This window comes from Streptomyces sp. NPDC058864 (assembly GCF_042742985.1).
GTDB lineage: Bacteria > Actinomycetota > Actinomycetes > Streptomycetales > Streptomycetaceae > Actinacidiphila.
Genome location: NZ_JBHYMQ010000020.1, coordinates 52009 through 77852, shown reverse-complemented (window position 1 = coordinate 77852; position 25844 = coordinate 52009). Strand labels below are relative to the sequence as shown.

26 protein-coding genes are annotated in these 25844 nt (G+C 72.9%); 22 read left to right on the top strand and 4 right to left on the bottom strand.

What is annotated here, in order from left to right; translation table 11 throughout:
- Window positions 1–2 precede the first annotated feature (2 nt).
- From ACFW3D_RS18000 to ACFW3D_RS17925, 16 genes are all read left to right on the top strand, one after another.
- Entirely contained in the window at window positions 3–197 is a 195-nt protein-coding gene (locus ACFW3D_RS18000) for a helix-turn-helix domain-containing protein (RefSeq protein WP_396348335.1), read from the top strand.
- Complete coding sequence (locus ACFW3D_RS17995; RefSeq protein ID WP_500505120.1) at window positions 197–1447, top strand: tyrosine-type recombinase/integrase; 1251 nt, start codon at window positions 197–199, stop codon at window positions 1445–1447. Before ACFW3D_RS18000 ends, ACFW3D_RS17995 begins: the two co-directional genes overlap by 1 nt.
- Before the next feature lie 164 nt (window positions 1448–1611).
- Window positions 1612–1875, top strand: coding sequence for a hypothetical protein (locus ACFW3D_RS17990; RefSeq protein WP_500505162.1), 264 nt, complete (start codon window positions 1612–1614; stop codon window positions 1873–1875).
- Between the two features lie 297 nt (window positions 1876–2172).
- Window positions 2173–2715 carry a DUF2617 family protein gene (locus tag ACFW3D_RS17985; RefSeq protein ID WP_500505119.1) on the top strand — a complete coding sequence of 181 codons (543 nt, stop codon included), beginning with the start codon at window positions 2173–2175 and terminating at the stop codon, window positions 2713–2715.
- 109 nt (window positions 2716–2824) lie between these two features.
- The gene (locus ACFW3D_RS17980) at window positions 2825–4393 is read left to right on the top strand and encodes a polyamine aminopropyltransferase (RefSeq protein WP_500505118.1); all 1569 of its coding nucleotides are present in this window, start codon (window positions 2825–2827) and stop codon (window positions 4391–4393) included.
- Between the two features lie 57 nt (window positions 4394–4450).
- Window positions 4451–5320, top strand: coding sequence for an SRPBCC domain-containing protein (locus ACFW3D_RS17975; protein WP_500505117.1), 870 nt, complete (start codon window positions 4451–4453; stop codon window positions 5318–5320).
- Between the two features lie 10 nt (window positions 5321–5330).
- Window positions 5331–6161, top strand: coding sequence for an aldose epimerase family protein (locus ACFW3D_RS17970; protein ID WP_500505116.1), 831 nt, complete (start codon window positions 5331–5333; stop codon window positions 6159–6161).
- Between the two features lie 10 nt (window positions 6162–6171).
- Window positions 6172–6711, top strand: coding sequence for an orotate phosphoribosyltransferase (gene pyrE / locus ACFW3D_RS17965; protein ID WP_500505115.1), 540 nt, complete (start codon window positions 6172–6174; stop codon window positions 6709–6711).
- A gap of 190 nt (window positions 6712–6901) precedes the next feature.
- Entirely contained in the window at window positions 6902–7924 is a 1023-nt protein-coding gene (fbaA, locus tag ACFW3D_RS17960; protein ID WP_500505114.1) for a class II fructose-bisphosphate aldolase, read from the top strand.
- Window positions 7925–8000: 76 nt separating this feature from the next.
- Window positions 8001–8414 (top strand): DUF3151 domain-containing protein, encoded by a 414-nt coding sequence (locus ACFW3D_RS17955; RefSeq protein WP_500505112.1) that lies wholly within the window; start codon window positions 8001–8003, stop codon window positions 8412–8414.
- A gap of 205 nt (window positions 8415–8619) precedes the next feature.
- On the top strand, window positions 8620–9453 hold the full coding sequence (locus tag ACFW3D_RS17950) for a tryptophan 2,3-dioxygenase family protein (RefSeq protein WP_500505110.1): 834 nt from the start codon (window positions 8620–8622) through the stop codon (window positions 9451–9453).
- On the top strand, window positions 9446–10669 hold the full coding sequence (gene kynU / locus ACFW3D_RS17945; RefSeq protein WP_500505108.1) for a kynureninase: 1224 nt from the start codon (window positions 9446–9448) through the stop codon (window positions 10667–10669). The genes ACFW3D_RS17950 and kynU overlap by 8 nt, the downstream gene beginning before the upstream one ends.
- 3 nt (window positions 10670–10672) lie before the next feature.
- Entirely contained in the window at window positions 10673–11617 is a 945-nt protein-coding gene (locus ACFW3D_RS17940) for an alpha/beta hydrolase family protein (protein WP_500505107.1), read from the top strand.
- A gap of 95 nt (window positions 11618–11712) precedes the next feature.
- On the top strand, window positions 11713–13008 hold the full coding sequence (locus ACFW3D_RS17935; protein WP_500505106.1) for a sensor histidine kinase: 1296 nt from the start codon (window positions 11713–11715) through the stop codon (window positions 13006–13008).
- Window positions 13005–13673, top strand: coding sequence for a response regulator (locus tag ACFW3D_RS17930; protein ID WP_018558377.1), 669 nt, complete (start codon window positions 13005–13007; stop codon window positions 13671–13673). Before ACFW3D_RS17935 ends, ACFW3D_RS17930 begins: the two co-directional genes overlap by 4 nt.
- A 24-nt stretch (window positions 13674–13697) precedes the next feature.
- Window positions 13698–14915, top strand: coding sequence for a cytochrome P450 (locus tag ACFW3D_RS17925; protein ID WP_500505105.1), 1218 nt, complete (start codon window positions 13698–13700; stop codon window positions 14913–14915).
- A 300-nt stretch (window positions 14916–15215) separates the two neighbouring features.
- On the opposite strand, the gene ACFW3D_RS17920 is transcribed toward ACFW3D_RS17925, so the two are convergent.
- Window positions 15216–16799, bottom strand: coding sequence for an ABC transporter permease (locus ACFW3D_RS17920; RefSeq protein WP_500505103.1), 1584 nt, complete (start codon window positions 16797–16799; stop codon window positions 15216–15218).
- Window positions 16796–17773 carry an ABC transporter ATP-binding protein gene (locus ACFW3D_RS17915; RefSeq protein ID WP_500505102.1) on the bottom strand — a complete coding sequence of 326 codons (978 nt, stop codon included), beginning with the start codon at window positions 17771–17773 and terminating at the stop codon, window positions 16796–16798. Before ACFW3D_RS17915 ends, ACFW3D_RS17920 begins: the two co-directional genes overlap by 4 nt.
- Window positions 17774–17844: 71 nt before the next feature.
- Here ACFW3D_RS17915 and ACFW3D_RS17910 point away from each other — a divergent pair, with 71 nt between their 5' ends.
- The gene (locus ACFW3D_RS17910) at window positions 17845–18336 is read left to right on the top strand and encodes a GbsR/MarR family transcriptional regulator (RefSeq protein ID WP_500505100.1); all 492 of its coding nucleotides are present in this window, start codon (window positions 17845–17847) and stop codon (window positions 18334–18336) included.
- Window positions 18337–18355: 19 nt separating this feature from the next.
- Here ACFW3D_RS17910 and ACFW3D_RS17905 read toward each other — a convergent pair whose 3' ends face one another.
- Entirely contained in the window at window positions 18356–19144 is a 789-nt protein-coding gene (locus ACFW3D_RS17905) for a diacylglycerol kinase catalytic domain-containing protein (protein WP_500505161.1), read from the bottom strand.
- A gap of 188 nt (window positions 19145–19332) precedes the next feature.
- Here ACFW3D_RS17905 and ACFW3D_RS17900 point away from each other — a divergent pair, with 188 nt between their 5' ends.
- From ACFW3D_RS17900 to ACFW3D_RS17885, 4 genes are all read left to right on the top strand, one after another.
- On the top strand, window positions 19333–20616 hold the full coding sequence (locus ACFW3D_RS17900; RefSeq protein WP_500505099.1) for an adenylosuccinate synthase: 1284 nt from the start codon (window positions 19333–19335) through the stop codon (window positions 20614–20616).
- Between the two features lie 100 nt (window positions 20617–20716).
- Window positions 20717–22075 (top strand): aspartate aminotransferase family protein, encoded by a 1359-nt coding sequence (locus tag ACFW3D_RS17895; RefSeq protein ID WP_500505098.1) that lies wholly within the window; start codon window positions 20717–20719, stop codon window positions 22073–22075.
- Window positions 22076–22201: 126 nt separating this feature from the next.
- Window positions 22202–22888, top strand: coding sequence for a GntR family transcriptional regulator (locus ACFW3D_RS17890; protein WP_500505096.1), 687 nt, complete (start codon window positions 22202–22204; stop codon window positions 22886–22888).
- A gap of 57 nt (window positions 22889–22945) precedes the next feature.
- A complete protein-coding gene (locus tag ACFW3D_RS17885; RefSeq protein ID WP_500505095.1) occupies window positions 22946–23599 on the top strand; it encodes a putative DNA-mimic protein in 654 nt (217 codons plus the stop codon).
- Window positions 23600–23626: 27 nt separating this feature from the next.
- On the opposite strand, the gene ACFW3D_RS17880 is transcribed toward ACFW3D_RS17885, so the two are convergent.
- Window positions 23627–24373 carry an SLATT domain-containing protein gene (locus tag ACFW3D_RS17880; protein ID WP_500505094.1) on the bottom strand — a complete coding sequence of 249 codons (747 nt, stop codon included), beginning with the start codon at window positions 24371–24373 and terminating at the stop codon, window positions 23627–23629.
- 201 nt (window positions 24374–24574) lie between these two features.
- Between ACFW3D_RS17880 and purD the strand changes: the two genes are divergently transcribed.
- Window positions 24575–25825, top strand: a complete 1251-nt coding sequence (purD, locus tag ACFW3D_RS17875) for a phosphoribosylamine--glycine ligase (RefSeq protein WP_500505093.1) — start codon at window positions 24575–24577, stop codon at window positions 25823–25825.
- Window positions 25826–25844: the final 19 nt, after the last annotated feature.

Below are 25844 nucleotides of genomic sequence, written 5' to 3'. Positions count from 1 at the left end.
CTGTGCCGCGCCCACTGCCCGCCCGCTACCTGACCCCGGTTGACCTGGCAGACCTTCTCGGCGTCCCCGTCGAAACCGTCTATCAGTGGCGCCGCAAGCACACCGGACCGCGTGGATTCCGTGTCGGCCGTCACCTCCGCTTCGACCCTGAGGACGTCCGCGTCTGGGTCGAGTCCCAGATGGAGGGGGCTGCCTGATGGCCGGACACGTCCAAGATCGCTGGTTCAAGGTCGAGGCTGGGTCCGATGGCAAGTCGGTCAAGGTCAAGACTGACCGTTTCGGCCTGGGCCTGCGGTACCGCGCCCGCTACGTCGCCCCAGACGGCACGGAGAAGTCCAAGAGCTTCCCGGACCGGAAGAAGCGCGAGGCTGAACAGTGGCTGATCCACATCGAGGCCGACATGTCGCGCGGCCAGTACATCGACCCCGGTGCAGCTCGGATCACCTTCCGCCAGTACGCCGAGCGCTGGTTGGGGACCCGAACATCTAGTCCGACCACGCGGACAGAGCTGGGTCGCCGTCTGCGCCTCCACGCGTACCCGGTGATCGGTCCTCGCTCGATCGGGACCTTTCGGCCCGAGCACATCCGGCACCTGCTGTCGGTGTTGGAGGCGAAGCCCGGAATCAGTTCCTCGTACGCGCGTTCGATCTATGCCGATGTGCGGGCGGTGTTGTCGGCGGCCGTTGACGACACGCTGCTGATCCGGAACCCATGCAGTGCTAAATCGGTGCGGGCACCCAGGGGTGATGCTTCCCGGGTGGTGCCGTGGACCCCAGATCAGGTGCGAGGCGTCAGGACTGCTCTTGAGGAGCGCTACCGCGCCGTAGTCGATGTCGCGGCTGGGTGCGGACTGCGCCAGGGGGAAGTGTTCGGGCTCGCTGAGGGCGCGCTGGACTTTGCGGGCCGGACCTTGCACGTGGTTCGACAGATCAAGCACGTGGAGGGCAAGCCTGTGTTTGCGCTGCCGAAGTGCGAGAAGGAGCGCGATGTGCCGCTCCCCGACTCCGTGGCCTACGCCATGAAGGCGCACATGGACCTCTGCAAGCCGGTCGAGGTGTCCTTGCCCTGGGGTTCTCCGGAGGGCCCGAAAGTGACTGCCCGCCTGCTGTTCACCAACCCCGGCGGGGGCATCGTGTGGCGGAGCAACTTCAACGCCCACGACTGGAAGCCGGCTCTCGCCTCGATCGGCCTAATCCCGGAGGCGGAGGAAGGGAAGCGCTACGTCTCCGCCCGTGAACACGGCATGCATGCTCTCCGGCACTTCTACGCCTCTGTTCTCCTGGACTCCGGGGAGAGCGTGAAGGCCGTGAGCGAGTACATGGGACACGCTGACCCGGCGATGACCCTTCGCGTGTACGCGCACCTGATGCCCAATAGCCGCGAGCGATCCCGGCGGGCCGTTGACCGAGTCCTTGGTCCGCCTGACGATGAAGATCACGGCCCCTAGACGGCCCAGTCGTCCACCCTTGGCCCCTGGTTCTGCTTCCGATGCAGACCAGGGGCCTTCCCGCACACGGAAACCTCTGGACTTCCTCAACTTTGCTTTCGGCCGCGGACGGCGGGGGCATCACCGTCGCACAACGGAAAGCAAGGAAAACGGGGGTGGGAACGATGGAGGCCTTCATCATTCTGCTGGTCTTCGGCGCGATTGTGCTGCTCGTCCTGGTGGCGCGGAACTCCGGCCGCGGCCACCGGCGGCGGCGTTCGCGCGGCTCCGCCGTGGCCGGTGCCGAGGCCGGGGGCGGCATGAGCTGGTGGGCGGGGGACGCGAGTTCCGGGGACGGGGGAGGCGGTGGCCACCACGGGGGAGGCCACCACTCCTGCGGTGGCGGGAGCTCGTGCGGTGGGGGCGGCGGCTGCGGCGGCGGAAGCTGACGATACGAAATTGCGTATTGCCCGTGCCGAATCGCATATGCGCCCGGCGGGTTGTTCACCCGTCGGGCGCATTTGTAGTGAACACCTGAACCCGTCCGGGCCCTTGGGGATGTAAAGCGGGTGGAGATGGGTAAAAACGCTGAAGGCGACGCGCCATTCATGATTGCGTATTCACCGACCCCCCGTGGGCACGAGCCGACGGACGTCCTTCCCCACAGGCGCGGGTCGGCGCGTCCTCTCCCCCCACGCCCGTGACCTCCCCTCGCTTGCTCGCGATGTGCCTGCGGAGCCGACTTCATGCTCACCACGCTTCAGACCGCCTACACCGACACCCGCGCCGGCGACCTGGCCTGGTGTCTGGGGAAGGACGAACTGCCGGCGCTCGCCGTGCTCGACCGTGAGCTGCCGGGCACCGCCGCCGGCGGCGCCGCGTCCGGCGCGCCCCGCGTGCAGGTCCAGCTGCGGCTGCTCGGTGCCTCCCACCAGGTCATCCTGGACTCGCCGCGCGGCCGCTGCTCGGAGACCGTCGCCTGCATGCCGGGCAGCAGCGCGCCGCTGCCGTTCGGGGTGGCGCGGCGGATCGACGGCTGGGACTACGAGTTCGCGGCGCGGATCGAGACGCTCTCCCGCGGGTGCTTCGCCGGGCGGGCGCAGGAACTGCTCGCCCTGGTGGCCGATCACCCCAACGGCCTGGCGGGGACCTTCCCGGGTGATCCGCTCGCCTTCACCGCGATGCTGGTGCAGTACCGCGGCGGCAGCGTCCTGTGGCGCACCTGGCACGCGTACCCCCAGGAAGGACGGCTGGTGGCGACCCGTTCGACGCTCAGCGCGCAGCCGTGAGCGCGGTGGTACGGGTGTGGCCGGCACGGCGTCAACGCGCCGCCGGATGCCACGAATCGCACCCCTGTGGGTGACGTGGACCGCCATACAGCTGACATAGCGTGCAGTCATGATCGACCAGTCCACCTCCCGTACGGCCCGGGCCGCCCCGCGCGTCCGCGGGCCGCGGCTGCCCGTCCCGGCGGCCGCCGCCAGGGCGCTGGTCCTGGCCGCGGTCTTCGTCTGCGCCGCCTGCGGCCTGGTGTACGAGCTCGAACTGGTCGCCCTCGCCTCTTACCTGGTCGGCGACTCCGTGACCCAGGCGTCGATCGTGCTGTCCGTGATGGTCTTCGCCATGGGCGTCGGCTCGCTGCTGGCCAAGCGGCTCAGCTGCGCGCCGGCGATCGGCTTCGCCGCCGTCGAGATCGCGCTGGCGCTGGTTGGCGGGCTCTCGGTGATGGCGCTGTACGCCAGCTTCGCCTGGTTCGGCCAGTCACGGCCCGCGATGGCGGTCTTCGCCTTCGCCATCGGCGTCCTCATCGGCGCCGAGATCCCGCTGCTGATGACGCTGATCCAGCGGATCCGGCGGCAGGACGCGGGCGGTGCCGTCGCCGACCTCTTCGCGGCGGACTACGTGGGCGCGCTGGTCGGCGGCCTCGCCTTCCCCTTCCTCCTGCTGCCCTGCTACGGACAGCTGACCGGGGCGCTCGTCACGGGCGCCGTCAACGCCGTGGCGGGCGGCGCCATCGTGCTGTGGCTCTTCCGCGGTGACGTCACACCACGGGCCCGCGCCCGGCTGCTCGCCGCCAACGTCATGGTCCTCGCACTGCTCGCGGGCGCGGCCTGGGCCGCCGGACCTTTCGAGCGGGCCGCCCGGCAGGCGGTGTACGGCGGTGACGTACGGCTCGCCGAGCAGACCGCCGTCCAGGAGGTCGTGCTCACCGCGGCACCGCTGCAGCTCTTCCTCGACGGCCGGCTGCGGGTGCGCGGCCGGGACGAGTACCGCTACCACGAGGCGCTGGTGCACCCCGCCATGACGGGCCGGCACCGGCGCGTGCTGATCCTCGGCGGCGGCGACGGGCTCGCGCTGCGCGAGGTGCTGCGCCACCGGGGGGTCGGCTCGGTGACCCTCGTCGACCCCGACGACCGGCTGGTCGCCCTCGCGCGGGACGACCCCGCGCTGGCCCGGCTCAACCGGCACGCCTACCGCGACCCCCGGGTCCGGGTGACCACCGCGGACGTCTTCGACTGGCTGCGGCGGGAACGGCCGCCGCGACCGTCCGGCGGGTACGACGTCGTGCTCGCCGACCTCCCCGACCCGGGGATCTCGCGCAGCGCGAAGCTGTACTCGCAGGAGTTCTACGGACTGGTCGGGCGCGTGCTCGCCCCCGGCGGCCGGCTCGCGGTGCACGCGGGCGCGCCGGGTGCCGCCCGGCGCGGCTTCTGGACGGTCGACGCGACCGTACGGGCGGCCGGGCTGCGCACCGCCGACTACTGGATCGGCAGCGGCCGCGGGGACGAGGACTGGGGCTTCGTCCTCGCCACCCGGCACCGCGCCCCGGCGCTGCGGCTCGCCGCGGACGCGCCGCGGCTGCGGTCGCTGTCCTCCGCCGGACTCTCCTCGGCGGCCCGGCGCGCGGCGCGGACCCCGTTGCGGGACCTGCCCCCGTCCACGCTGATGCATCCGCGCTCCGGGTGAGGGCGAACCGGCGTCGAATCGGCACCGAAGGGCCGCCCGGCGGATTAGGCTCGCGGCATGGAGCCGCATGAGGTGTTCGTTCCGTTTCCGGCCGAAACCATTCGCCGGTCCCTCGCCGACCTGGAGCGCGTGGCCCGCTGCGTGCCCGGACTCCAGCGCGACGCCGGCGCCGAGGAGGGGCTGGCCGGCCGGCTGAGGCTCCGGATCGGCGGCTCGACCATCACCTACCGCGGCACGCTGCGGCTCGTCCCGCGCGGCGGCGGGCTCACCATCGAGGGCGAGGCGGTGGAGGCGCGCGGCGCGGGCACGGTCAAGGTGGCGCTGGAGCTCGGCGTGGACACCGTGTCGGGCGGCGCGCTGCTGACCTTCACCGGCACCGTGCAGGCCGACGGGCGGCTCGCCGAGCACGAGGAGGCGGCGGTCGGGGCCGCGGGCCACCGGCTGCTGGACCGTTTCGTCGCGGCGCTCACCTCCGACCTGGAGGAGGAGGCCCCGGCCGGGGCGCCCGGGACCGCCGCCGAGGGCACCGGCGTCGAGGACCTCACCGACGACCTGCCCGCGCAGCTCGACGAGTTCGCCGGGCACGACGCCCAGGAGCTGCAGCAGCTCCCCGAGCCGCAGGACGCGGACGGCGAGGACGCCGGCGAGGCGCTGCCCGGCGGGGACACGGCGGCCGCGGTCCCCGAGGACCCGGCCGGGATCGACCTGCCCGCCGAGGCCGCGCACGCCCGCCGCACCCTGATCGGCCGCAGTGCCGAGGAGGTCGACCACGCCCCGCCGCGCGGCCGCTACGCCCCGGTGCCCGCACCGCAGAGCGGCACCGCGACCGCCTCGCTGCGCCGCTACGCGCCGGCCGCGGCGGCGCTGCTGCTGTCGGCCGTCGTCGCGGGGCGGGTGCTGCGGCGGCGCAGGCGTTCGTTCCCGTAGGGTCTGTGCCGTGGCCACGGATGAGACCCCTGACGGGCGAGACGACGAGCACGCTGTCCAACTCGAAGCCGGACCGGCGCGGCTGACGATCCTTCCGGATCTCGGCTGCCGTGTCGGCTCGCTGACCGTCGGCGGCGTCGAGCTGCTGCGGCAGGGACCCAACTTCGGGTCCTTCCCGATGGTCCCCTGGTGCGGCCGCACCCGCGACGGGCAGTTCCGCAACGGCGGGGTGCTGCACCAGATGCCGCGCGACGCGGGCCCGCACGCCATCCACGGCACCGGCCGGCACGTGGCCTGGCGGACGGCGCCCGGCGCCACCGGCAGCAGCGCCTGCTTCTACTACGACCTGGCCGAGCCCTGGCCGTACAAGGGCCGGGTCAGCCAGCGCTTCGAGCTGTCCGAGGACCGCCTCGACCTCACGATGAGCGTGGAGAGCGCGGACGACTCCTTCCCGGCCCAGGCCGGCTGGCACCCCTGGTTCCTGCGCAACCTCGGCCGGGGCGGCCAGGACGCCCTGATCGACTTCACCCCCGGCTGGATGGAGGAGCGCGGCGACGACCACCTGCCCACCGGCCACCGGGTGGAGCCGAAGCCCCGCCCCTGGGACGACTGCTTCGGCATGCCGGACGGTGTGGACGTCACCCTGACCTGGCCGGACGAGCTGCGGCTGCGGATCACCAGCCCCGCGGAGTGGGTGGTCGTCTACGACGAACAGCCCCCGGCCATCTGCGTGGAGCCGCAGTCGGGTCCGCCGAACGGGCTGAACACGGCGCCGCGTCTGGTCACCCCCATCGATCCGCTGGAGATCCGCGCGACCTGGGCCTGGGAGCCGCTGGGCTAGGCTCGTGGCCATGAGTGACGCGCGTGATGCCCTGCTGCAGCAGATCAAGGACAAGGCCGTGGTGCACGGCAAGGTGACCCTCTCCTCGGGTCTCGAGGCCGACTACTACATCGACCTGCGCCGGATCACGCTGGACGCCGAGGCCGCTCCGCTGGTGGGCCAGGTGATGCTCGACGCCACCGCCGACCTGGACTACGACGCCGTCGGCGGACTCACCCTGGGCGCCGACCCGGTCGCCACCTCGATGCTGCACGCCGCGGCGGCCCGCGGCCGCCGGCTGGACGCCTTCGTCGTGCGCAAGGCGCAGAAGGCGCACGGCATGCAGCGGCGCATCGAGGGGCCGGACATCGAGGGCCGGCGGGTGCTGGTCGTCGAGGACACCTCCACCACGGGCGGTTCGCCGCTGACCGCGGTGGAGGCCGCGCGCGAGGCCGGCGCCGAGGTCGTGGCCGTCGCCGTGATCGTCGAACGGGGTGCCGCTCCGGCCATCGAGCAGGCGGGGCTTCCGTACGTCCGCGCGTTCGGTCTGGACGATCTCGGCCTGGGCTGATCGGCCGTCTGACCTGCGCTTTCCCTCAGGGGTGAAGGGTTTCACGTGAAACCCTTCACCCCTGAGGTTTGTCCGTGGTGCGCAGTGTGTGGAGCTCTTGCGCAAGTCTGCCAAGATGGGGGCGACGATGACGTCGATCCCAGGTCAGGGTCACTCACCGAACAACCCGCACATCACAAGGAGCGGACAGATGCCCATCGCAACCCCCGAGATCTACAACGAGATGCTCGACCGGGCGAAGGCCGGCAAGTTCGCCTACCCGGCCATCAACGTGACCTCGACCCAGACCCTGCACGCCGCGCTGCGCGGCTTCGCGGAGGCGGAGAGCGACGGCATCGTCCAGATCTCGACGGGCGGCGCGGAGTTCCTCGGTGGCCAGTACAAGAAGGAGATGGTCACCGGTTCGGTGGCGCTGGCCGAGTTCGCGCACGTCGTCGCCGAGAAGTACCCCGTCAACATCGCGCTGCACACCGACCACTGCCCGAAGGACAAGCTGGACGGCTACGTGCGCCCGCTGCTGGCGATCTCCCAGGAGCGCGTGGCGGCCGGCCGCAACCCGCTGTTCCAGTCGCACATGTGGGACGGCTCGGCCGAGACCCTCGACCACAACCTCGCCATCGCGCAGGAGCTGCTGGCCGAGGCCGTCAAGGCGAAGATCATCCTCGAGGTGGAGATCACCCCCACCGGCGGCGAGGAGGACGGCGTCACCCACGAGATCAACGACAAGCTCTACACCACGGTCGAGGACGCGATCCGCACCGCCGAGGCGCTGGGTCTGGGTGAGAAGGGCCGCTACCTGCTGGCCGCCTCCTTCGGCAACGTCCACGGCGTCTACAAGCCGGGCAACGTCGTGCTCCGCCCCGAGCTGCTGAAGGAGCTCGCGGAGGGCGTCGCCGCCAAGTTCGGCAAGCAGGACCCGTTCAACTTCGTCTTCCACGGCGGCTCCGGCTCCACCAAGGAGGAGATCGCCACCGCGCTGGAGAACGGCGTGGTCAAGATGAACATCGACACCGACACGCAGTACGCCTTCACCCGTCCCGTCGCGGACCACGTGCTCCGCAACTACGACGGCGTGCTGAAGATCGACGGCGAGGTCGGCGACAAGAAGACCTACGACCCGCGCAGCTGGGGCAAGCTGGCCGAGGCCGGCATGGCCGCCCGTGTCCTCGAGGCCTGCCAGGACCTGCGCTCCGCCGGCACCAAGCTCAAGTAACCGCCCCGCACGGCGGTAACGCACCGGGCCCGGCCCTTCCACGTGGAGGGGCCGGGCCCCGGCCATACTGGAACCCATGGCAATTCACGAGAACCTGCTCGGGGGACCGCCCCCGACGAACCTGCCCGACGACCCCGAGCCGCGCGAGCTGCTCGCCTCGGGAGCGGCCCCCTCCGAGGTCGCCGCCAAGTACCCGGTGTCCTCACTGGCCTGGGCGCAGCTCGCGGACGACGCCTTCGAGGCCGGCCGCGTCGTCGAGTCGTACGCCTACGCCCGCACCGGCTACCACCGCGGCCTGGACGCGCTGCGCCGCAACGGCTGGAAGGGCCACGGCCCGGTGCCCTGGGAGCACGAGCCCAACCGCGGCTTCCTGCGGGCCCTGCACGCCCTGGCGCGGGCCGCCCAGGCGATCGGCGAGCAGGAGGAGTACGAGCGCTGCAGCACCTTCCTGCGGGACTCCTCGCAGACCGCCGCCGAGACCCTCGGCTGAGCCGCCGACCCGCCGGCGACCACGGCACCCACTCCGACCTGTCCGGCGCGCGCGCCGGGCAGGTCTTGCCGTAGCGTGCTCTGACCACGCATGATGCCCGTTGGGCCCGGCGCCGGTAGAGCGCGGGCCCGAGGGGACCGGGGTCCCGCCGCGACGGCGCGCGGGACAGACCGCTACCCGGTAGCTCGTATCCACGGAGACACCGATGTCCCACCGCCCCGACGTTTCCCAGGACGCCCCCGAGGCACCGAACCTGGACTTCGAAGGGACCACCCCGTACGAGGACTACGTCCAGGCCGACGTCCTCACCCATCTGCAGCACCCCCGCTCCGACGACCCCGGCGAGATGGTCTTCCTGGTGACCACCCAGGTCATGGAGCTGTGGTTCACCGTCATCGTGCACGAGTGGGAGACCGCCTCCCGTGCGCTCGCCGCCGACGACCTGCCGACGGCGCTGGCCGCGCTCAAGCGCAGCACCTACGAACTGCAGTCGCTCAACGCCTCCTGGGAGCCGATCGCCCATCTCACGCCGGCGCAGTTCAACGCCTACCGCGCCGCCCTCGGCGAGGGTTCGGGCTTCCAGTCGGCGATGTACCGGCGCATGGAGTTCCTGCTCGGCGAGAAGTCCGCGTCGATGCTGGTCCCGCACCGCGGTGCGCCGCGGGTGCACGACGAGCTGCAGAAGGCACTGCACGAGCCCAGCCTCTACGACGAGGTGCTGCGGCTGCTGGCCCGCCGCGGCCACGAGATCCCGCAGCGCGACGACCTCTCCCGGCGCTACGAGGCCGACCCGGCCGTCGAGCGGGCCTGGCAGGCCGTCTACTCCGGTGACCAGGAGAGCGAACTCGTCCGGCTGGGCGAGGCGCTGACCGAGGTGGCCGAGCTGGTGTGGCGCTGGCGCAACGACCACCTGGTGGCGACCCGCCGCGCGATGGGCGCCAAGACCGGCACCGGAGGCTCCGCGGGGGTCTCCTGGCTGGAGAAGCGCGCGACCAAGAACGTGTTCCCCGAGCTCTGGACGGCCCGCAGCCATGTCTGACGCGATGAAGCCCACCGAATCCCCCGCGGCGAAGGCCGCCCGTCTCGACACCGCCGACGAGCTGGCCAAGCTCCGCGACCGTTTCGTGCTGGACGACGTGGTCTACCTGGACGGCAACTCGCTGGGCGCGCTGCCCGCCGGGGTGCAGGACCGGATGGCGGACGTGGTCGGGCGCGAGTGGGGGCAGTTGCGCATCCGCTCCTGGACCGAGAGCGGCTGGTGGACGGCGCCGGAGCGGATCGGCGACCGCATCGGCGCGCTCATAGGCGCCGCCCCCGGCCAGGTCGTGGCCGGCGACTCCACCAGCGTCAACGTCTTCAAGGCCGTCGTCGGCGCCGTCCGGATGGCCCAGCGGACCGACCCCGCCCGCGACGAGGTGCTGGTCGACGCCGCCACCTTCCCCACGGACGGGTACATCGCGGAGTCCGCGGCCCGCATGACCGGGTGCGCGATCCGCGCGGTCGACGCCGCGGACATCGCCGCCGCGGCGGGCTCGCGCACCGCCGTCGCGCTGGTCAACCACGTGGACTACCGCAGCGGCCGGCTGCACGACCTGCCGGGCACCACCGCCGCCGTGCACGCGGCCGGCGCCCTGGTCGTCTGGGACCTCTGCCACACGGCCGGGGCCCTGCCGGTCGGCCTGGACGAGCACGGCGTGGACCTGGCGGTCGGCTGCACGTACAAGTACCTCAACGGCGGCCCCGGCGCGCCCGCGTACCTGTACGTCCGCCGTGACCTGCAGCCGGGCTTCGACTCCCCGCTGCCCGGCTGGAACTCCCACCGTGACCCGTTCGCGATGGAGGCCGCCTACCGGCCCGCCGACGGCAGCGTCCGCGGCCGGGTCGGCACCCCGGAGATCCTGTCGCTGCTGGCGCTGGACACGGCCCTCGACGTCTGGGACGGCGTGTCCCTGGACGCCGTGCGGGCCAAGAGCCTCGCCCTCACCGACTTCTTCCTGGAGTGCGTCGCGGCGTACGTGCCGGACGGCGTCGTACGGCCGGTCACCCCGGCCGCGCACGCCGAGCGGGGCAGCCAGGTCGCGCTGCGCTGTCCCGACGCGGGCGCGGTGATGGGGGAGCTGATCGCCAGGGGCGTCGTCGGCGACTTCCGCGAGCCGGATATCCTCCGCTTCGGATTCACCCCGCTGTACACGCGCTTCGCGGACGCGGAGCGGGCGGCGCGGGTGCTGGCCCAGGTCCTGGAAGGAACGCGGTAACGCATGTCCGACCCCACCTCGTCGAGCGACACCATTCCGGCGGGCGCCGACGGCCGCGCCGACGCGGTGGGGGCCCGGCCCGCTCCGCTGGACCCCGCCGAGCGGGCCGCGGCCGAGGAGGCGTCCGCGTTCTCGCACGCCCCCGTTCCGCCGGACGCCACCGCCGCCTACGGCGAGCACCCGGACCAGGTCGTGGACTTCTACCGTCCGCGCCCCGGTGCGGACGGCACCCGGCCCGGGCCGCTGGTCGTGCTGCTGCACGGCGGCGCCTGGCGGGCGGCGTACGACAGGACGCACGTCTCGCCGCTGGCCGGCCTGCTCGCCGGGCACGGCTTCGCGGTGGCCTCGGTGGAGTACCGCCGGGGCAACGGCGGTACGGCCGCGGGCCGCTGGCCGGACACCTTCGACGACGTGGCGGCCGCCACCGACGCCGTGGCGGCGCTGGCCGAGGCCGCCCTCGGCGCCGACAGCGTGGACGTCCGGCGGATCGTGCTCACCGGTCACTCGGCGGGCGGGCACCTGGCGTTGTGGGCGGCCGCCCGGCACGTGCTGCCCGCCGGGTCGCGCTGGCACCGCCCCGGCGCGCCCGCGCTGCGCGGCGTGGTGGCGCTCGCGCCCATCGCCGACTTCGAGGCCGCCGTCGAGCGGGACGTGTGCTCCGGGGCGGTCGCGGAACTCCTCGGCGGGGCGCAACTGCTCGCCGAGCGCCGGGCGGAGACCGACCCGGCCGCGCTGCTGCCCACCGGCATCCCGGTGACCGTCGTGCACGGCGACCGCGACGAGGTCGTCCCGCCGCAGGTCGCGGAGGCCTTCGCGGCAGCCTCGGCGAAGGCGGGGGAAGAGGTCCAGCTGACCCTGCTGGAGGGCGTCGGCCACTTCCCGGTGATCGACCCGGCGGCGGACGCGGCGGCCGTGGTCGCCGAGGAGATCGCCCAGCTCGCCTGGTGACGCGCCCTCCCGCGGCGGGTCCTACTTGAGGATGACGCCGCTACATCGTCTTCGCAGGTGACGACGGCGACGTGCGGAGTCCCTACGGTGAGAGTGTGACCGAGACAAGCCAGACCTCGCTGCGGACCGAGCTCCGCATGGCCCGCGGCGCCCTCAGCGGGCTGCGGCACGACCTGATCACCGACGGCTTCGCCTTCCGCCCGATGGCACCGCTGCGGGAAGGACACCCGCTGCTCGCCGTGGTGCCGCGCAGGCTCCGGGGGTACGGGCGCTGGATGCCGCACGCGGCGCTGACCTGCTTCGCGGTCTTCCTGATGTTCGTCTCGCTGGAGAGCCAGGACGGGCCGGGCGGCCCGGTGCTGGCGCTGCTGGCCGCCGCGCCCGTGATCACCACGATGTTCCGGCCGATCGGGGCGTGGTGGCTGTCCGTCGGGGCCACGGTGCTCACCGGGGTGGTCGGCGCCGGCCAGTGGTCGTCCACCTACCCGTGGACGGACGTCGGCTTCGTCTCGCACCTGACGGTGCTGGCCGTGGTGGCGGGGCGTACCAGGGCGCGGGTGGCCGCGGAGATGTGGCTGCTCACCGCCGCGCTGGCACTGGTCTTCCAGCCGATGTCCGGCATGTACGGCTCGGACCCGTTCATCATGATCTTCCTCTCGGCGGTCGTGCTCTCGGTCGTGTCGGCGGTCCGCGGGCTGCGCCAGTCGCGGCAGGAGGTCGCCGCCCAGGTCGCCGTGACCGAGGTCGAGCGGACCCGGCGCACGCTGCTGGAGGAGCGCACGACCATCGCCCGCGAACTGCACGACGTCGTCGCCCACCACATGTCCGTGATCGCCATCCAGGCGGAGGCCGCGCCGTACCGCGTGGAGAACCCGCCGGAGGAGCTGACCAAGAGCTTCTCGATCATCCGTGAGAACGCCGTCATCGCCCTGACCGAGCTGCGCCGCGTCCTCGGGGTCGTGCGCGCCGAGGACTACCAGGCACCCGACGCGCCGCAGCCGACCCTCGCCGACCTCGACCGGCTCGTCACCAACGTGCGCGAGGCGGGTCTGGGCGTGGAGCGGACGGTGACCGGCGCGGTGCGCGAGCTCCCGCAGGGCGTCGAGCTGTCGGCGTACCGGATCATCCAGGAGGCGCTGAGCAACACGCTGCGGCACGCGCCGGGCGCCGCCGCCCGGGTCGAGGTCAGCTACGTCCTCGGCGGGCTCGGGCTGCGCGTCGTCAACGGCCCGCCGCGCGGCCTGGTGAAACCGTCACCGGGAGCGGGGCACGGCATAGCCGGCATGCGGGAGCGGGTGGCCATGCTCAGCGGCGAGATGACCGACGGGCCGACCGGGGACGGCGGCTACGAGGTCACCGTGTTCATCCCGGTCCCCGGGGAGCGGGCATGAGCGGCAACACCATCCGGGTGCTGATCGCGGACGACCAGATGATGGTCCGCGAGGGCTTCTCGGTACTGCTGGGCGCCCAGCCGGACATTGAGGTCGTCGGCGAGGCCGTCGACGGGCGGCAGGCGATCGAGCAGGTCGCGGCGCTGCGGCCGGACGTCGTGCTGATGGACATCCGCATGCCCGAGCTCAACGGCCTGGAGGCCACCCGCGAGATCGTCGCCGCGGACGCCGACGCGAAGGTGCTGGTGCTGACCACCTTCGACCTGGACGAGTACGTCTACCAGGCGCTGCGCGCCGGTGCGTCGGGCTTCCTGCTCAAGGACGCCTCGGCCCGCCAGCTCGCGGACGGCGTGCGGATCGTGGCGGCCGGCGACGCGCTGCTCGCCCCGGCGATCACCAAGCGCCTGATCACCGAGTTCAACCGGCTGGGCACGCCCCGGCCGCCCGCCCAGGACCGGGTCGGGGAGCTCACCGAGCGTGAGACGGAGGTCCTGGTGCTGGTCGCCCAGGGGCTGTCCAACGCGGAGATCGCCGACCATCTGGTGGTCGCCGAGTCGACGGTCAAGACCCACGTGAGCCGGGTCCTGGTCAAGCTGGGGCTGCGCGACCGGACCCAGGCGGCGGTCTTCGCGTACGAGGCCCGGTTGGTCACCCCGGGCGGCTGAACGGGCGGAGGGTAGTCTCCGCACATGAGCAGCACTGCCACCGCCTTCGATCCCTGGTCGCCGCAGTTCGTCGCCGACCCCTACCCGGCCTACGCCCGGCTGCGTGCCGAGGGGCGCGCCCACTGGTTCGAGCCGAGTGGGCAGTGGCTCATCCCGCACTTCGCGGACGTCAGCGCGCTGCTGCGGGACCGGCGGCTCGGGCGGACGTACCTGCACCGATTCACGCACGAGGAGTTCGGCCGCACCGCGCCGCCGCCGGAGCACGAGCCCTTCACCACGCTCAACGGCAACGGCCTGCTCGACCTGGAGGCCCCCGACCACACCCGCATCCGGCGGCTGGTCTCCAAGGCGTTCACCCCGCGCACGGTCGAGCGGCTCACGCCGACCGTGCAGCGGCTGGCCGGGGAACTGGTGGAGCGGCTGGTCGCGGAGGGCGGCGGCGACCTCGTCGCCACGGTCGCGGAACCGCTGCCGGTGGCCGTCATCGCCGAGATGCTGGGGATACCGGCCGCGGACCGGCACCTGCTGCGGCCCTGGTCGGCCGACATCGTCGGGATGTTCGAGCTCAACCCCTCCGAGGAGGCCGCGCGCAAGGCGGTCCGCGCCAGCGAGGAGTTCTCCGCCTACCTGCGCGAGCTGATCGCCGAACGCCGCAAGGCGCCCGGCGAGGACCTGATCAGCGCGCTGATCGCGGCGCACGACGAGGGCGACCGGCTCAGCGAGCAGGAGATGGTCTCCACCTGCGTGCTGCTGCTGAACGCGGGCCACGAGGCGACCGTCAACACCACGGCCAACAGCTGGTGGACGCTGTTCCGGCACCCCGAGCAGCTGGCGGAGCTGCGGGCGGCACCGGAGGAGCTGCTGCCCTCGGCGATCGAGGAGCTGCTGCGCTTCGACACCCCGCTGCAGATGTTCGAGCGCTGGGTTCTGGACGACATCGAGCTGGGCGGCACGGTCATCCCGCGCGGCAGCGAGGTGGCGCTGCTCTTCGGCTCCGCCAACCGCGACCCGGAGCGCTTCGCCGATCCCGACCGGCTGGACCTCTCCCGCGCCGACAACCCGCACATCACCTTCGGCGCCGGCATCCACTACTGCCTCGGCGCGCCGCTGGCCCGCATCGAACTCGCCGCGTCCTTCACGGCGCTGCTGCGCCGTGCCCCGGGGCTGGAGCTCGCGGCGGAGCCGGCCTGGAACGAGGGCTACGTCATCCGCGGTCTGCGCGAATTGCGCGTCACCTGCTAGGCCGTGTCGTCAAAGTAGCTCCGGCCGCCCGGAGGGCGGGCCCCGCGGCTCCCCCAGCTTGCGCTGGGAGGTGCCCCCAGTGCGGTGCATCGCAAGGCGGAGAGTCGTCCTCGTAGTGGGCTACTCGGACGATTCGACAACGCAGCGAGGTGGCGTGCCTGGGGGCACCTCCCAGCGGAGCTGGGGGAGCGGCGCGGGGCAGGAGGGACTTTGACGACAGGGCCTAGGCCGCAGCCCGGCGCGCCGCCCGCGGGACCCGGCCCGGTGGCAGGGTCCCGCGAGTCCCGCGGTTCACGCCGTTCACGCCGTGATGTCGCGGCGGCGCAGTGCCGCGAGCCCCAGGGCGGCGAGCGCGAGGGCCAGCGCGGTGAGCACCGCCAGCGGGGTCACGGTGACGTCCGCCGAGGGCACCTTCGGCAGGTGCGTGAAGACGGACAGGTCCATCACCCAGGGCGAGAGCCCCAGCGCGGGCCCGTAGAGCCCGATGGCGAGCGTCAGCGACGCCACCCCCCAGCTCGCCCGTGCCGCCTTCGGTGCCGCGCCGTACAGCAGCAGCGCCACCGCGGCCACGAACCAGACCGCGGGCAGCTGGACCAGGCCCGCGCCCGTCAGCCGCCACACCTGACCGCCGACGTCGCCGGCCGTCGCCCCGTAGCCGAGCCCCATGGTCAGGCCGGAGACGGCCATGAGGAGCACGGATCCGGCGAAGGCGAGCAGCGCGTGGCCCGCGGCCCAGCGCACCCGGCTCACGGCCGTGGCGAGAACGGGCTCGGCGCCGCCGGAGTTCTCCTCGCCCTGGAGCCTGAGCACGGCCTGGACGGCGTAGATCGCGGCGATCATCCCCATCACCCCGGTCATGGAGGCGAGGTAGGAGTCGACCAGCCCGGAGGCGCCGCCCATGTCGCGCATGACGTCGGCGAGCTGCTCGTTGTCCCGGACGAGGTCGGCCGCCCCGTTGGCGAGGCCGCCCAGTGCGCCGCCGCCCACGGCGAAGCCGGCCGTCCAGCCCCACAGCGAGCCGCGCTGCAGCCGCCAGGCCAGCCCCTGGGCGGAGCGCAGACGGTGGCCGGCGGTGGCCGGGCCCGGGCGGGGCGGCAGCAGGGAGGCGTCGATGTCGCGCCGGGCCACCAGGGCGTACGCGACGGCGACGAGCCCGGCGGCCCAGGCCGCGAACAGGGCGGCCACCCACCAGCGTTCGTCCGCGAAGGGGCGCATGTTCTCCGCCCAGCCCAGCGGCGAGAGCCAGCTCAGCGTGCCGCTCCCGGCGTCGCCGACGGCGCGTATCAGGAAGGCGAGACCGAGGACCGCGCCGGAGAGGCCGCGTGCCGCACGGGCGCTCTCCGTCAGCTGCGCCGCGACCGCCGCGACCGCGGCGAAGGAGCAGCCCGCACCGGCGAAGGCGATCCCGAAGGCGACCGCGCCCCGCGCACCCTGTCCGAGCAGGGCCAGGGTGACCAGCAGCCCCAGGAGCAGCGAGGCGCCGAAGCCGGTGACCAGGGCGGCGGCCAGCGGCGCCCGTCGTCCGACGGCACCCGCACCGACCAGCTCCAGCCGGCCGGCCTCCTCTTCCTCCCGGGTGTGCCGGACGACGAGCAGCATCGCCATCAGGCCGGCCAGCGCCGCGCCGAAGGCCATCATGCGCCAGGCCGTCAGTCCGCCGATGCTCGTGTCGAACACCGGCCCGTACAGGGCGCGCAGCGAGCCGTTGCCCGCGGTGCTCGCCGCGACCCCCGCGCGTTTTGCCGGGGTGTCGTAGAGGCCGCCGAAGGCCGAGGCGGTGGACGCGACCAGCAGCGCGATCGGCACGACCCACGCCGGGATCATGACGCGGTCCCTGCGCAGCGCGAGCCGGGTGAGCGTGCCCGTCCCCGTGAGGGCGTTCATCGCCGGGCCTCCGAGTCCGCCCCGAGGGCGCCGGTGGCGACGGCCGGGTCCTCGGGGCCGGCTGGGTTGGCTGGGTTGGCTGGGTTGGCGGGGCCGTCCTCGTAGTGCCGCAGGAACAGCTCCTCCAGGGTGGGGGGAGTGCTGGTGAGGCTGCGTACGCCCGTCTCGCTCAACCGCCGCAGCACGGCGTCGAGCCGGTCGGTGTCGACCTGGAGCCGGACGTGGTTGCCGCGCACGTCGAGGTCGTGCACGCCCGGCAGTCCGCCGAGGCCCTCCGGCCGGCCGGCCAGCTCCGCGGTGACCGAGGTGCGGGTGAGGTGCCGCAGCTCGCCGAGGCTCCCGGTCTCCACCGTGCGCCCGCCGCGGATGATGCTGACCCGGTCGCACAGGGCCTCGACCTCGCTGAGGATGTGACTGGACAGCAGCACCGTCCGGCCGCGGTCGCGTTCCTCGCGGACGCACTCGCGGAAGACCTCCTCCATCAGGGGGTCGAGGCCGGACGTGGGCTCGTCGAGTATCAGCAGGTCCACGTCGGAGGCGAAGGCGGCGACGAGTGCGACCTTCTGCCGGTTGCCCTTGGAGTACGCGCGGCCCTTCTTCGTCGGGTCCAGCTCGAAGCGCTCCAGCAACTGCCTTCTGCGCGCCTCGTCCAGCCCGCCGCGCAGCCGCCCCAGCAGGTCGATGACCTCGCCCCCGCTGAGGTTGCGCCAGAGGGTGACATCGCCCGGGACGTAGGCCAGGCGCCGGTGGAGCGTGACGGCGTCGCGCCACGGGTCGCCGCCGAGCAGCCGGGCGGCCCCCCGGTCCGCGCGCAGCAGCCCGAGCAGGATGCGGATGGTGGTGGACTTGCCGGCGCCGTTGGGCCCCAGGAAGCCGTGCACCTCTCCCTTTTCGACGGTCAGGTCGAGGCCGTCCAGTGCGTGCGTGCGGCCGAAGGACTTGTGCAGTCCGGCCACACTGATTGCCTTCGTCATGATTCCGAACGTACAGTAGATTCACAAATTTGTGAAGTTAAGGAAGTGTATAAACTTCGGGACGGGAGGCGATGACGGTGGCGGATGAGTCCTTGGAGCCGATGACGTTCGTCGAGCGCTTCGCGGCGGAACTGGTGGAGGCGGGCATGCAGCGCATGGCGGCACGGGTGTTCGCCGCGCTCCTCGCCTCGGACACCGGCGTGCTGAGCGCCGCCGAGCTGTCCGAACGGCTCCAGGCCAGCCCGGCCGCCGTCTCCGGCGCGGTCCGCTACCTGGCGCAGGTGGGCATGCTCACCCGTGAACGCGAGCCGGGCTCACGGCGCGAGCGCTACCGGGTGCACAGCGACCAGTGGTACGAGACCTTCACCCGCCGCGACCAGGTCCTCGCCCGCTGGGAGAACACCCTGCGCTCCGGCATCGACGCCCTCGGACCGGAATCCGCGGCCGGCCGGCGGCTCGCGGAGACCGCGGCCTTCTTCGACTTCCTTCAGGACGAACTCGTGGACATGATGGACCGCTGGCGCGAGCGCAAGGCGGAACTGCGCGAACAGGGCGTCCTCTGACGCCCTCCCGGGACACGGTCTAGTAGGCCGACCGCGGGACGGTCAGCCGCCAGGCGGCGGGCACCACCGTCCAGGTGCGGCGCCGGACCGGGCCGGCCGGCGCGGTGTCCGCCGTGTAGCGGAAGTCCCGTCCCGAGACGGTGACGCTCCGGGCGTGCACCGGCCCCGCGGGCGTGATGCCCTCCCTGCGGACGAGCACCTCGGCGACGCCGGGCACCGCCGTGGAGACCGACACCTCCTCGACGCAGTCGTCCAGGTCGGCCAGCACCACCCCGTCCGCCTCGATCCGCAGCCGGTGGCCGCCGCGCATCCCCAGCCCCAGGTGGGGGGAGTGGCCGTTCAGGCTCAGCGTGCGGGCCAGCGAGCGGGCCCGGCGCTCCACCGGCGTCCACCAGGCGGGCGTTGCCGAGCCGATGCGCAGCGCGCCCAGCACGATGCCGCCGCTGTCGTCGAGCAGCAGGTCCAGCTCGCGCTCCGTCCCGTCCAGCACCGCGCGCGCCGCGCTCACCGCCCCGCCCGGGACGCCCAGCGCCCGCGCCAGGCCGGTCCGCCGGCCGACCGGCACCAGGCCGACGACGGCCTCGCCCAGCCCCCGGCCCGAGTGCAGCGTCCGTACCGTGCGCAGCAGCGCCGCGTCGTCGCCCACGACCACCGGGCGCCGCCGGCCCCGGTGCTCCAGCACCCGGACGGCCTCCTCCTCGGACTCCGGAAGAGCGATCTTCACGGAGGGGGCTCCCCCGCACAGCACGTCCTTCGCGATGCGCACGGATTCGCCGTCCATGACACGGGCGGCGGGGTCGATGACCACGAGCAGGGGCTGCCCGGACGGTCGCTGAGCCGACACCTTGGTCCTTCCTCAGGTAACATCTCGGTGCAAGAGCCCCTTGCGCTGCCTTGCGCCAGGGGCTTCGTCTATTTCCGGGGCACCGGTCCGACGGCTCTCCCCGCCATGGGGAGCCACGTTGGACATGCCCCGCCCGGAAGGGGTGTACGCCTGTGCCCGCACTTGTGCTGCTCGGTGCTCAGTGGGGTGATGAGGGCAAGGGAAAGGCCACCGACCTGCTCGGTGGCTCCGTGGACTACGTGGTGCGCTACCAGGGCGGCAACAACGCCGGCCACACGGTCGTCGTCGGCGACCAGAAGTACGCGCTGCACCTCCTGCCTTCCGGGATCCTCTCGCCAGGGTGCACCCCGGTCATCGGCAACGGAGTCGTCGTCGACCCGGCGGTCCTGCTCTCCGAGCTGAGCGGGCTGAACGAGCGCGGCGTCGACACGTCCAAGCTCCTCATCAGCGGTAACGCGCACCTGATCACGCCGTACCACCAGACGCTCGACAAGGTGACGGAACGCTTCCTCGGCAAGCGCAAGATCGGCACCACCGGTCGCGGCATCGGTCCCGCCTACGCCGACAAGATCAACCGCGTGGGCATCCGGGTCCAGGACCTCTTCGACGAGTCGATCCTCCGTCAGAAGGTCGAGGCGGCCCTCCACGACAAGAACCAGGTCCTGATCAAGATCTTCAACCGCCGTGCCATCAGCACCGACCAGGTGGTCGAGGAGTACCTGGGCTACGCGGAGCAGATCAAGGACTACGTCGCCGACACGACGCTGGTCCTCAACACCGCGCTCGACGAGGGCAAGGTCGTCCTCCTCGAGGGCGGCCAGGGCACCCTGCTGGACGTCGACCACGGCACGTACCCCTTCGTGACCTCGTCCAACCCGACGGCCGGCGGCGCCTGCACCGGCTCGGGCATCGGCCCCACCAAGATCAACCGGGTGATCGGCATCCTCAAGGCCTACACCACCCGGGTCGGCGCCGGCCCGTTCCCGACCGAGCTGTTCGACGCGGACGGCGAGGCGCTGCGCCGCATCGGCGGCGAGCGGGGCGTCACCACCGGCCGCGACCGCCGCTGCGGCTGGTTCGACGCGGTGATCGCCCGCTACGCGACCCGGGTCAACGGCCTCACGGACTTCTTCCTCACCAAGCTCGACGTGCTCACCGGCTGGGAGCAGATCCCGGTCTGCGTCGCCTACGAGATCGACGGCAAGCGCGTCGAGGAACTGCCGTTCAGCCAGACGGACTTCCACCACGCCAAGCCGGTCTACGAGACCCTGCCCGGGTGGAGCGAGGACATCAGCAAGGCGAAGACCTTCTCCGACCTGCCGAAGAACGCCCAGGCGTACGTCAGGGCGCTGGAGGAGATGTCCGGCGCCCCGATCTCGGCCATCGGCGTCGGCCCCGGCCGCACCGAGACCATCGAGATCAACTCCTTCCTCTGAGGGACGGCGGCGGCGCGCGCTACAACCTGTCGGCGCGCGCCGCCACCCGCATACAGGGTGCCAATGCCGTGCGCCCGGGCCGTTTGCCTAGCCTGGGCGCATGACCCCTCCCTTCGCCGACCCCGGGACCGGTGCCGCCGTCAAGGCCGCCGACCGCGCCCACGTCTTCCACTCCTGGTCCGCGCAAGGCCTGATCGACCCGCTGGCGGTCGCCGGGGCCGAGGGCGCGTACTTCTGGGACTACGACGGCAACCGCTACCTGGACTTCACCAGCGGCCTGGTGTTCACCAACATCGGTTACCAGCACCCCAAGGTCGTCGCCGCCATCCAGGAGCAGGCCGCGAAGCTCGTCACCTTCGCGCCGGCCTTCGCCGTGGAGCCACGCTCCGAGGCCGCCCGGCTGATCGCCGAGCGCACCCCCGGCGACCTGGACAAGATCTTCTTCACCAATGGCGGCGCCGAGGCCGTCGAGAACGCGGTCCGGCTCGCCCGCCTGCACACCGGCCGTCACAAGGTGCTGTCCGCGTACCGCTCGTACCACGGCGCCACCTCGGCCGCGATCAACCTGACCGGCGACCCGCGCCGCTGGCCCTCCGACAACGGCTCGGCCGGCGTCGTCCACTTCTGGGCGCCGTTCCTCTACCGTTCCCCGTTCCACTCGGAGACCGAGGAGCAGGAGCGCGACCGCGCGCTGCAGCACCTCGAGGACACCATCGTCTTCGAGGGCCCGCAGACCGTCGCCGCGATCGTCCTGGAGACGGTCCCCGGCACGGCGGGCATCATGGTGCCGCCGCCCGGCTACCTGGCCGGGGTGCGCGAGATCTGCGACCGGTACGGGATCGTCTTCGTCCTCGACGAGGTCATGGCCGGTTTCGGCCGCACCGGCAGCTGGTTCGCCGCCGAGCAGTTCGACGTCACCCCCGACCTGCTCACCTTCGCCAAGGGCGTCAACTCCGGCTACGTGCCGCTCGGCGGTGTCGCGATCAGCGAGGAGATCGCCGCGACCTTCGCCACCCGCCCCTACCCGGGCGGTCTGACCTACTCCGGCCATCCGCTGGCCTGCGCCGCCGCCGTCGCCACGATCCGGGTGATGGAGGACGAGGGCGTCGTCGAGCACGCCGCCGCGCTCGGCGAGAACGTGATCGGCCCGGGCCTGCGGGAGCTCGCCGAACGCCACCCCTCGGTCGGCGAGGTGCGGGGCCTGGGCGCCTTCTGGGCGGTGGAGCTGGTGCGAGACCGGGAGACCCGTGAGCCGCTGGTCCCCTACAACGCGGCAGGTGAGGCGAACGCCCCCATGGCGGCCTTCGCGGCGGCCTGCAAGAAGAGCGGCCTGTGGCCGTTCGTCAACATGAACCGCACCCATGTGGTGCCCGCCTGCAACATCACCGAGGCCGAGGCCAAGGAGGGCCTGGCACTCCTCGACGCGGCGCTGGCCGTCGCCGACGAGCACACGCGCTGAGCGCGCCCGGCGCGTGCCCGGGCCGCGGGTGAGGCGCACCACAGGTGTGGACCACCCGCGACCCGGCCTCGCATAAGGTGTGGCGGAGCCGTAAGCGCACCGCCACATCTGTAGGGAGGCACCGGCATGCCGGAAGGCCCAGCGGGCGGAACCGTCCGACGGAGCAGTCTGCGGCAGCAGATAGCCGACGCGCTCCGCGACGAGGTGCTCACCGGGCGCATGACGGCCGGCAGGCACTTCACGGTCAAGGAGATCGCGGAGCTGTACGGCGTGTCCGCCACCCCGGTCCGCGAGGCACTGGTCGACCTGGCGGCGCAGGGACTGCTCGACGTCGAGCACCACCGCGGCTTCCAGGTGCGGCGCTTCACCGACGCCGAGTTCCGCTCCATGGTCGAGGCGCGCACCCTCGTCGTCGAGGGGATCTTCCGGCGCATGGCCGCGCGCGGCATGCGCGAGGTCGACCCCACGGAGCTGGCCTCCGTACGGCGCCGGGCCGAGGCCGCCGCGCGCGCCTCCCGGGCCGGCGAGCTGGACGTCCTCATCGGCTACGACATCCGCTTCTGGCGCGAACTGACCGCGCTGGCCGGGAACGCCCACGTCGGCGAGTTCCTCGACCGGATCCGCACCCAGACCTGGGTGTACGCGGTTCCCTACCTGCGCGGCCGGCCGGACCTGGCGGGTCTGTGCTGGTCGGACCACGTCGCCCTCGTCACCGCGATCGAGAAGCGGGACACGGAGACCGCCCAGCGCGTCGTCGAGGAGTTCGACGGCCATTCCCTCGCGCTCATGCGGCGACTGGCCGCGGGCCAGTAGGAACGGCCGCCGCCCACTACGCTGGTCCGACCACGCACGGAAGGACTTGGAGCGCCTGTGGCCTGCGACTTGTGGCTGGTTCCCCTGGTGGACGTGCTCTGCCACAGCCCCGACAACCCGTTCGCCGAGGAGATCGCCCGCTATGACAAGGCGTTGAACGACGCCGGTCTCCCCCCGGTGCCCGTCTACTCCTACATGCCGGGCCTGTCCGGCGACGTGGCCCCGGTCGCGGGCTTCGACTACGACGCGCTGCACTTCCTGCGCCGCGCCTACCTGCTGCACATCCAGGGCCTGGCGGTCGCCCCGATCGACGAACTCGGCGGCGACTACGAGCAGTTGCTGGAGATGTTCGAGACCACCGCCCAGCAGTCGCACCTCGTCTGGCACTACGACCACGCCGGTGCGTACGTCCCCCTCGACTTCGCCCACCCGCTGGTCAACGACGAACTCCTCGACGCCGGCGGCCCGCTGGGCTCCGCGCACGGCCTGCTGCGCGAGCTCGAGTTCGTCGCCCCGGTGATCGGCATCGACCCGCAGAACCCGCCGCCCACCCCGGCGCCGCCCGCCGGGCCCACCGAGCTGGAGGAGCCGGCGGCGCCGCCCGCGTACCACGACGGCAGTCCCTTCGCGCGGGAGCGCCACGTGTGGCTGGGGCTGCACGCGGCGGCGACGCGAGCGCTGGGCCAGGGCTCGATGATCGTCTTCAGCTAGGACCCGGCGGGCGCTCCCGGGCGGCGGTCAGCTCGCCCGGGGGCCCTCCGGGGGGCGCTGCCGCGGCATGCTCGGCCGTCCGCCGGGCAGCAGCGGGAACCGGCCGCCGCCGGACCCGGCGCTCTCCGTGCTCCGGGTGCTCCCCGCCCAGGTCAGGGACTGGGTCCGCAGCGGGGCGGCGCCGGCCCGGAAGTCCACCATCCAGTCGGCGGTCTCGCAGCGCACGAGTTCCGAGACGTCCTCGCTGAAGCGGCGCAGCACCGACAGACAGCGCTCGGCGGCCTCGGCCGCGGTGCCCTCCGTGGGGCCCAGGACCTCGCGGACCGACTCCGACGCCCAGTCGAAGCGCAGCGCCTCCAGCCGGCGCTGCACGGCCTGGGCGGTCGCCATGTCCCGCATCCAGCCGGCCGTCAGTCCGAGGTAGCGGTCCAGGCCCACGCAGACCACGGCCAGCACCAGCGCGGCGTAGGCCCAGCGGATGCGGCCGCCCGCTCCCGTGACGGCGAGGACGGCGCCGGTCGTCGCGAAGAGGGCCGCTCCGACCCGCAGCGACCGGGCCCAGCGGCGCTTGCGCAGGCGGTCGGCGAGATACCACTCGACGGTGCGCAGGGCGTCCGCCTCCACCCAGCGGTAGAGCTCCTCCAGCCGCTCGGCCGGCTCGCCCCAGTCGCCGAGCGGGAAGGGCAGCGCCCGCAGGTCCTCCTGCCCGTGCAGCGCCCGCCGCTTCGGCTTCTCCCGGGGGACCTCCTCGGGATACATGTCCGGCTGGCTCACCTGCACGCTCCCTCGCGACTTCCGATGACGGACACTTTCTTACCGCCGAACGGCTGACCCCGCGAGGGTCGCGGAGCCTTTTCCGCCCTTACGAGTCGCTTGATCAGGTATGGGCCCCGCTGGGGGCCACCCGAAAGAGTGAGCCGGTGGTCGTGGCGACCGGCCCGCGGGGCGGTCGCCGCCAGCCGATACCCTGGCACCGTGAACGTGCTTGTCATCGGCGGCGGTGCCCGCGAACACGCCCTGTGCCGTGCCCTTTCCCTCGACCCGGACGTGGAGTCGCTGCACTGCGCGCCCGGGAACGCCGGCATCGCGGAGGTGGCGGAGCTGCACGCGGTCGACGCCATGGACGGTGCGGCCGTCGCCGACCTGGCCCGGCGGCTCGGCGCCGACCTCGTCGTGGTGGGCCCGGAGGCCCCCCTCGTGACGGGTGTGGCCGACGCCGTGCGCGCCCGCGGCATCGACTGCTTCGGCCCGTCCGGGCAGGCCGCGGCCCTGGAGGGCTCGAAGGCGTTCGCCAAGGACGTGATGGCCGCGGCCGGCGTGCCGACCGCCCGCTCCTACGTGTGCACCACCCCCGCGGAGGTGGACCACGCGCTGGACGCCTTCGGCGCCCCGTACGTCGTGAAGGACGACGGCCTGGCCGCGGGCAAGGGCGTCGTGGTGACCGACGACCTGGAGGCCGCCCGGACGCACGCCAACTCCTGCGAGCGCGTGGTCGTCGAGGAGTACCTGGACGGCCCCGAGGTCTCGCTGTTCGCCGTCACCGACGGCGAGACGGTGGTGCCGCTGCAGCCCGCGCAGGACTTCAAGCGCGCCCACGACGCCGACGAGGGCCCCAACACCGGTGGCATGGGCGCGTACAGCCCGCTGCCGTGGGCCGATCCGCGGCTGGTCGAGGAGGTGGAGCGCACGGTGCTCCAGCCGACCGTCGACGAGCTGCGCCGCCGGGGCACCCCGTTCGCCGGACTGCTGTACGCGGGGCTGGCCATCACCTCGCGCGGTGTGCGGGTGATCGAGTTCAACGCGCGCTTCGGCGACCCGGAGACCCAGGTCGTGCTGGCCCGGCTGCGGACCCCGCTGGCGGGACTGCTGCGTGCCGCGGCCACCGGCCGGCTGGCCGACTTCCCGCCGCTGCGCTGGAGCGACGGCGCCGCGGTGACGGTGGTCGTCGCCTCCGAGAACTACCCCGGCACCCCGCGCACCGGCGACCCGATCACGGGCCTGGACGAGGTCGCGGAGCAGGACGAGCACGCCTACGTGCTGCACGCGGGCACCAAGGCGGACGCGGAGGGCCGTGTGGTGAGCGCCGGCGGCCGCGTACTGTCCGTGACGGCCACCGGTGCGGATCTGGCCGAGGCCAGGGAACGCGCCTACCGGGCGGTGGGACGGATCGGGCTGAAGGGCTCGCACCACCGTTCGGATATCGCAGAGAAGGCCGCCCAAGCCTGAATCAGCGGCAAGGCCACTC

Excerpts from the sequence above, each read along its gene's own strand:
- ACFW3D_RS17995 (WP_500505120.1), top strand. The coding sequence starts at position 197 with ATGGCCGGACACGTCCAAGATCGCTGGTTCAAGGTCGAGGCTGGGTCC.
- ACFW3D_RS17990 (WP_500505162.1), top strand. The coding sequence starts at position 1,612 with ATGGAGGCCTTCATCATTCTGCTGGTCTTCGGCGCGATTGTGCTGCTC.
- ACFW3D_RS17985 (WP_500505119.1), top strand. The coding sequence starts at position 2,173 with ATGCTCACCACGCTTCAGACCGCCTACACCGACACCCGCGCCGGCGAC.
- ACFW3D_RS17980 (WP_500505118.1), top strand. The coding sequence starts at position 2,825 with ATGATCGACCAGTCCACCTCCCGTACGGCCCGGGCCGCCCCGCGCGTC.
- ACFW3D_RS17975 (WP_500505117.1), top strand. The coding sequence starts at position 4,451 with ATGGAGCCGCATGAGGTGTTCGTTCCGTTTCCGGCCGAAACCATTCGC.
- pyrE (WP_500505115.1), top strand. The coding sequence starts at position 6,172 with ATGAGTGACGCGCGTGATGCCCTGCTGCAGCAGATCAAGGACAAGGCC.
- fbaA (WP_500505114.1), top strand. The coding sequence starts at position 6,902 with ATGCCCATCGCAACCCCCGAGATCTACAACGAGATGCTCGACCGGGCG.
- ACFW3D_RS17955 (WP_500505112.1), top strand. The coding sequence starts at position 8,001 with ATGGCAATTCACGAGAACCTGCTCGGGGGACCGCCCCCGACGAACCTG.
- ACFW3D_RS17950 (WP_500505110.1), top strand. The coding sequence starts at position 8,620 with ATGTCCCACCGCCCCGACGTTTCCCAGGACGCCCCCGAGGCACCGAAC.
- kynU (WP_500505108.1), top strand. The coding sequence starts at position 9,446 with ATGTCTGACGCGATGAAGCCCACCGAATCCCCCGCGGCGAAGGCCGCC.
- ACFW3D_RS17940 (WP_500505107.1), top strand. The coding sequence starts at position 10,673 with ATGTCCGACCCCACCTCGTCGAGCGACACCATTCCGGCGGGCGCCGAC.
- ACFW3D_RS17930 (WP_018558377.1), top strand. The coding sequence starts at position 13,005 with ATGAGCGGCAACACCATCCGGGTGCTGATCGCGGACGACCAGATGATG.
- ACFW3D_RS17925 (WP_500505105.1), top strand. The coding sequence starts at position 13,698 with ATGAGCAGCACTGCCACCGCCTTCGATCCCTGGTCGCCGCAGTTCGTC.
- ACFW3D_RS17920 (WP_500505103.1), bottom strand. The coding sequence starts at position 16,799 with ATGAACGCCCTCACGGGGACGGGCACGCTCACCCGGCTCGCGCTGCGC.
- ACFW3D_RS17915 (WP_500505102.1), bottom strand. The coding sequence starts at position 17,773 with ATGACGAAGGCAATCAGTGTGGCCGGACTGCACAAGTCCTTCGGCCGC.
- ACFW3D_RS17910 (WP_500505100.1), top strand. The coding sequence starts at position 17,845 with ATGACGGTGGCGGATGAGTCCTTGGAGCCGATGACGTTCGTCGAGCGC.
- ACFW3D_RS17895 (WP_500505098.1), top strand. The coding sequence starts at position 20,717 with ATGACCCCTCCCTTCGCCGACCCCGGGACCGGTGCCGCCGTCAAGGCC.
- ACFW3D_RS17890 (WP_500505096.1), top strand. The coding sequence starts at position 22,202 with ATGCCGGAAGGCCCAGCGGGCGGAACCGTCCGACGGAGCAGTCTGCGG.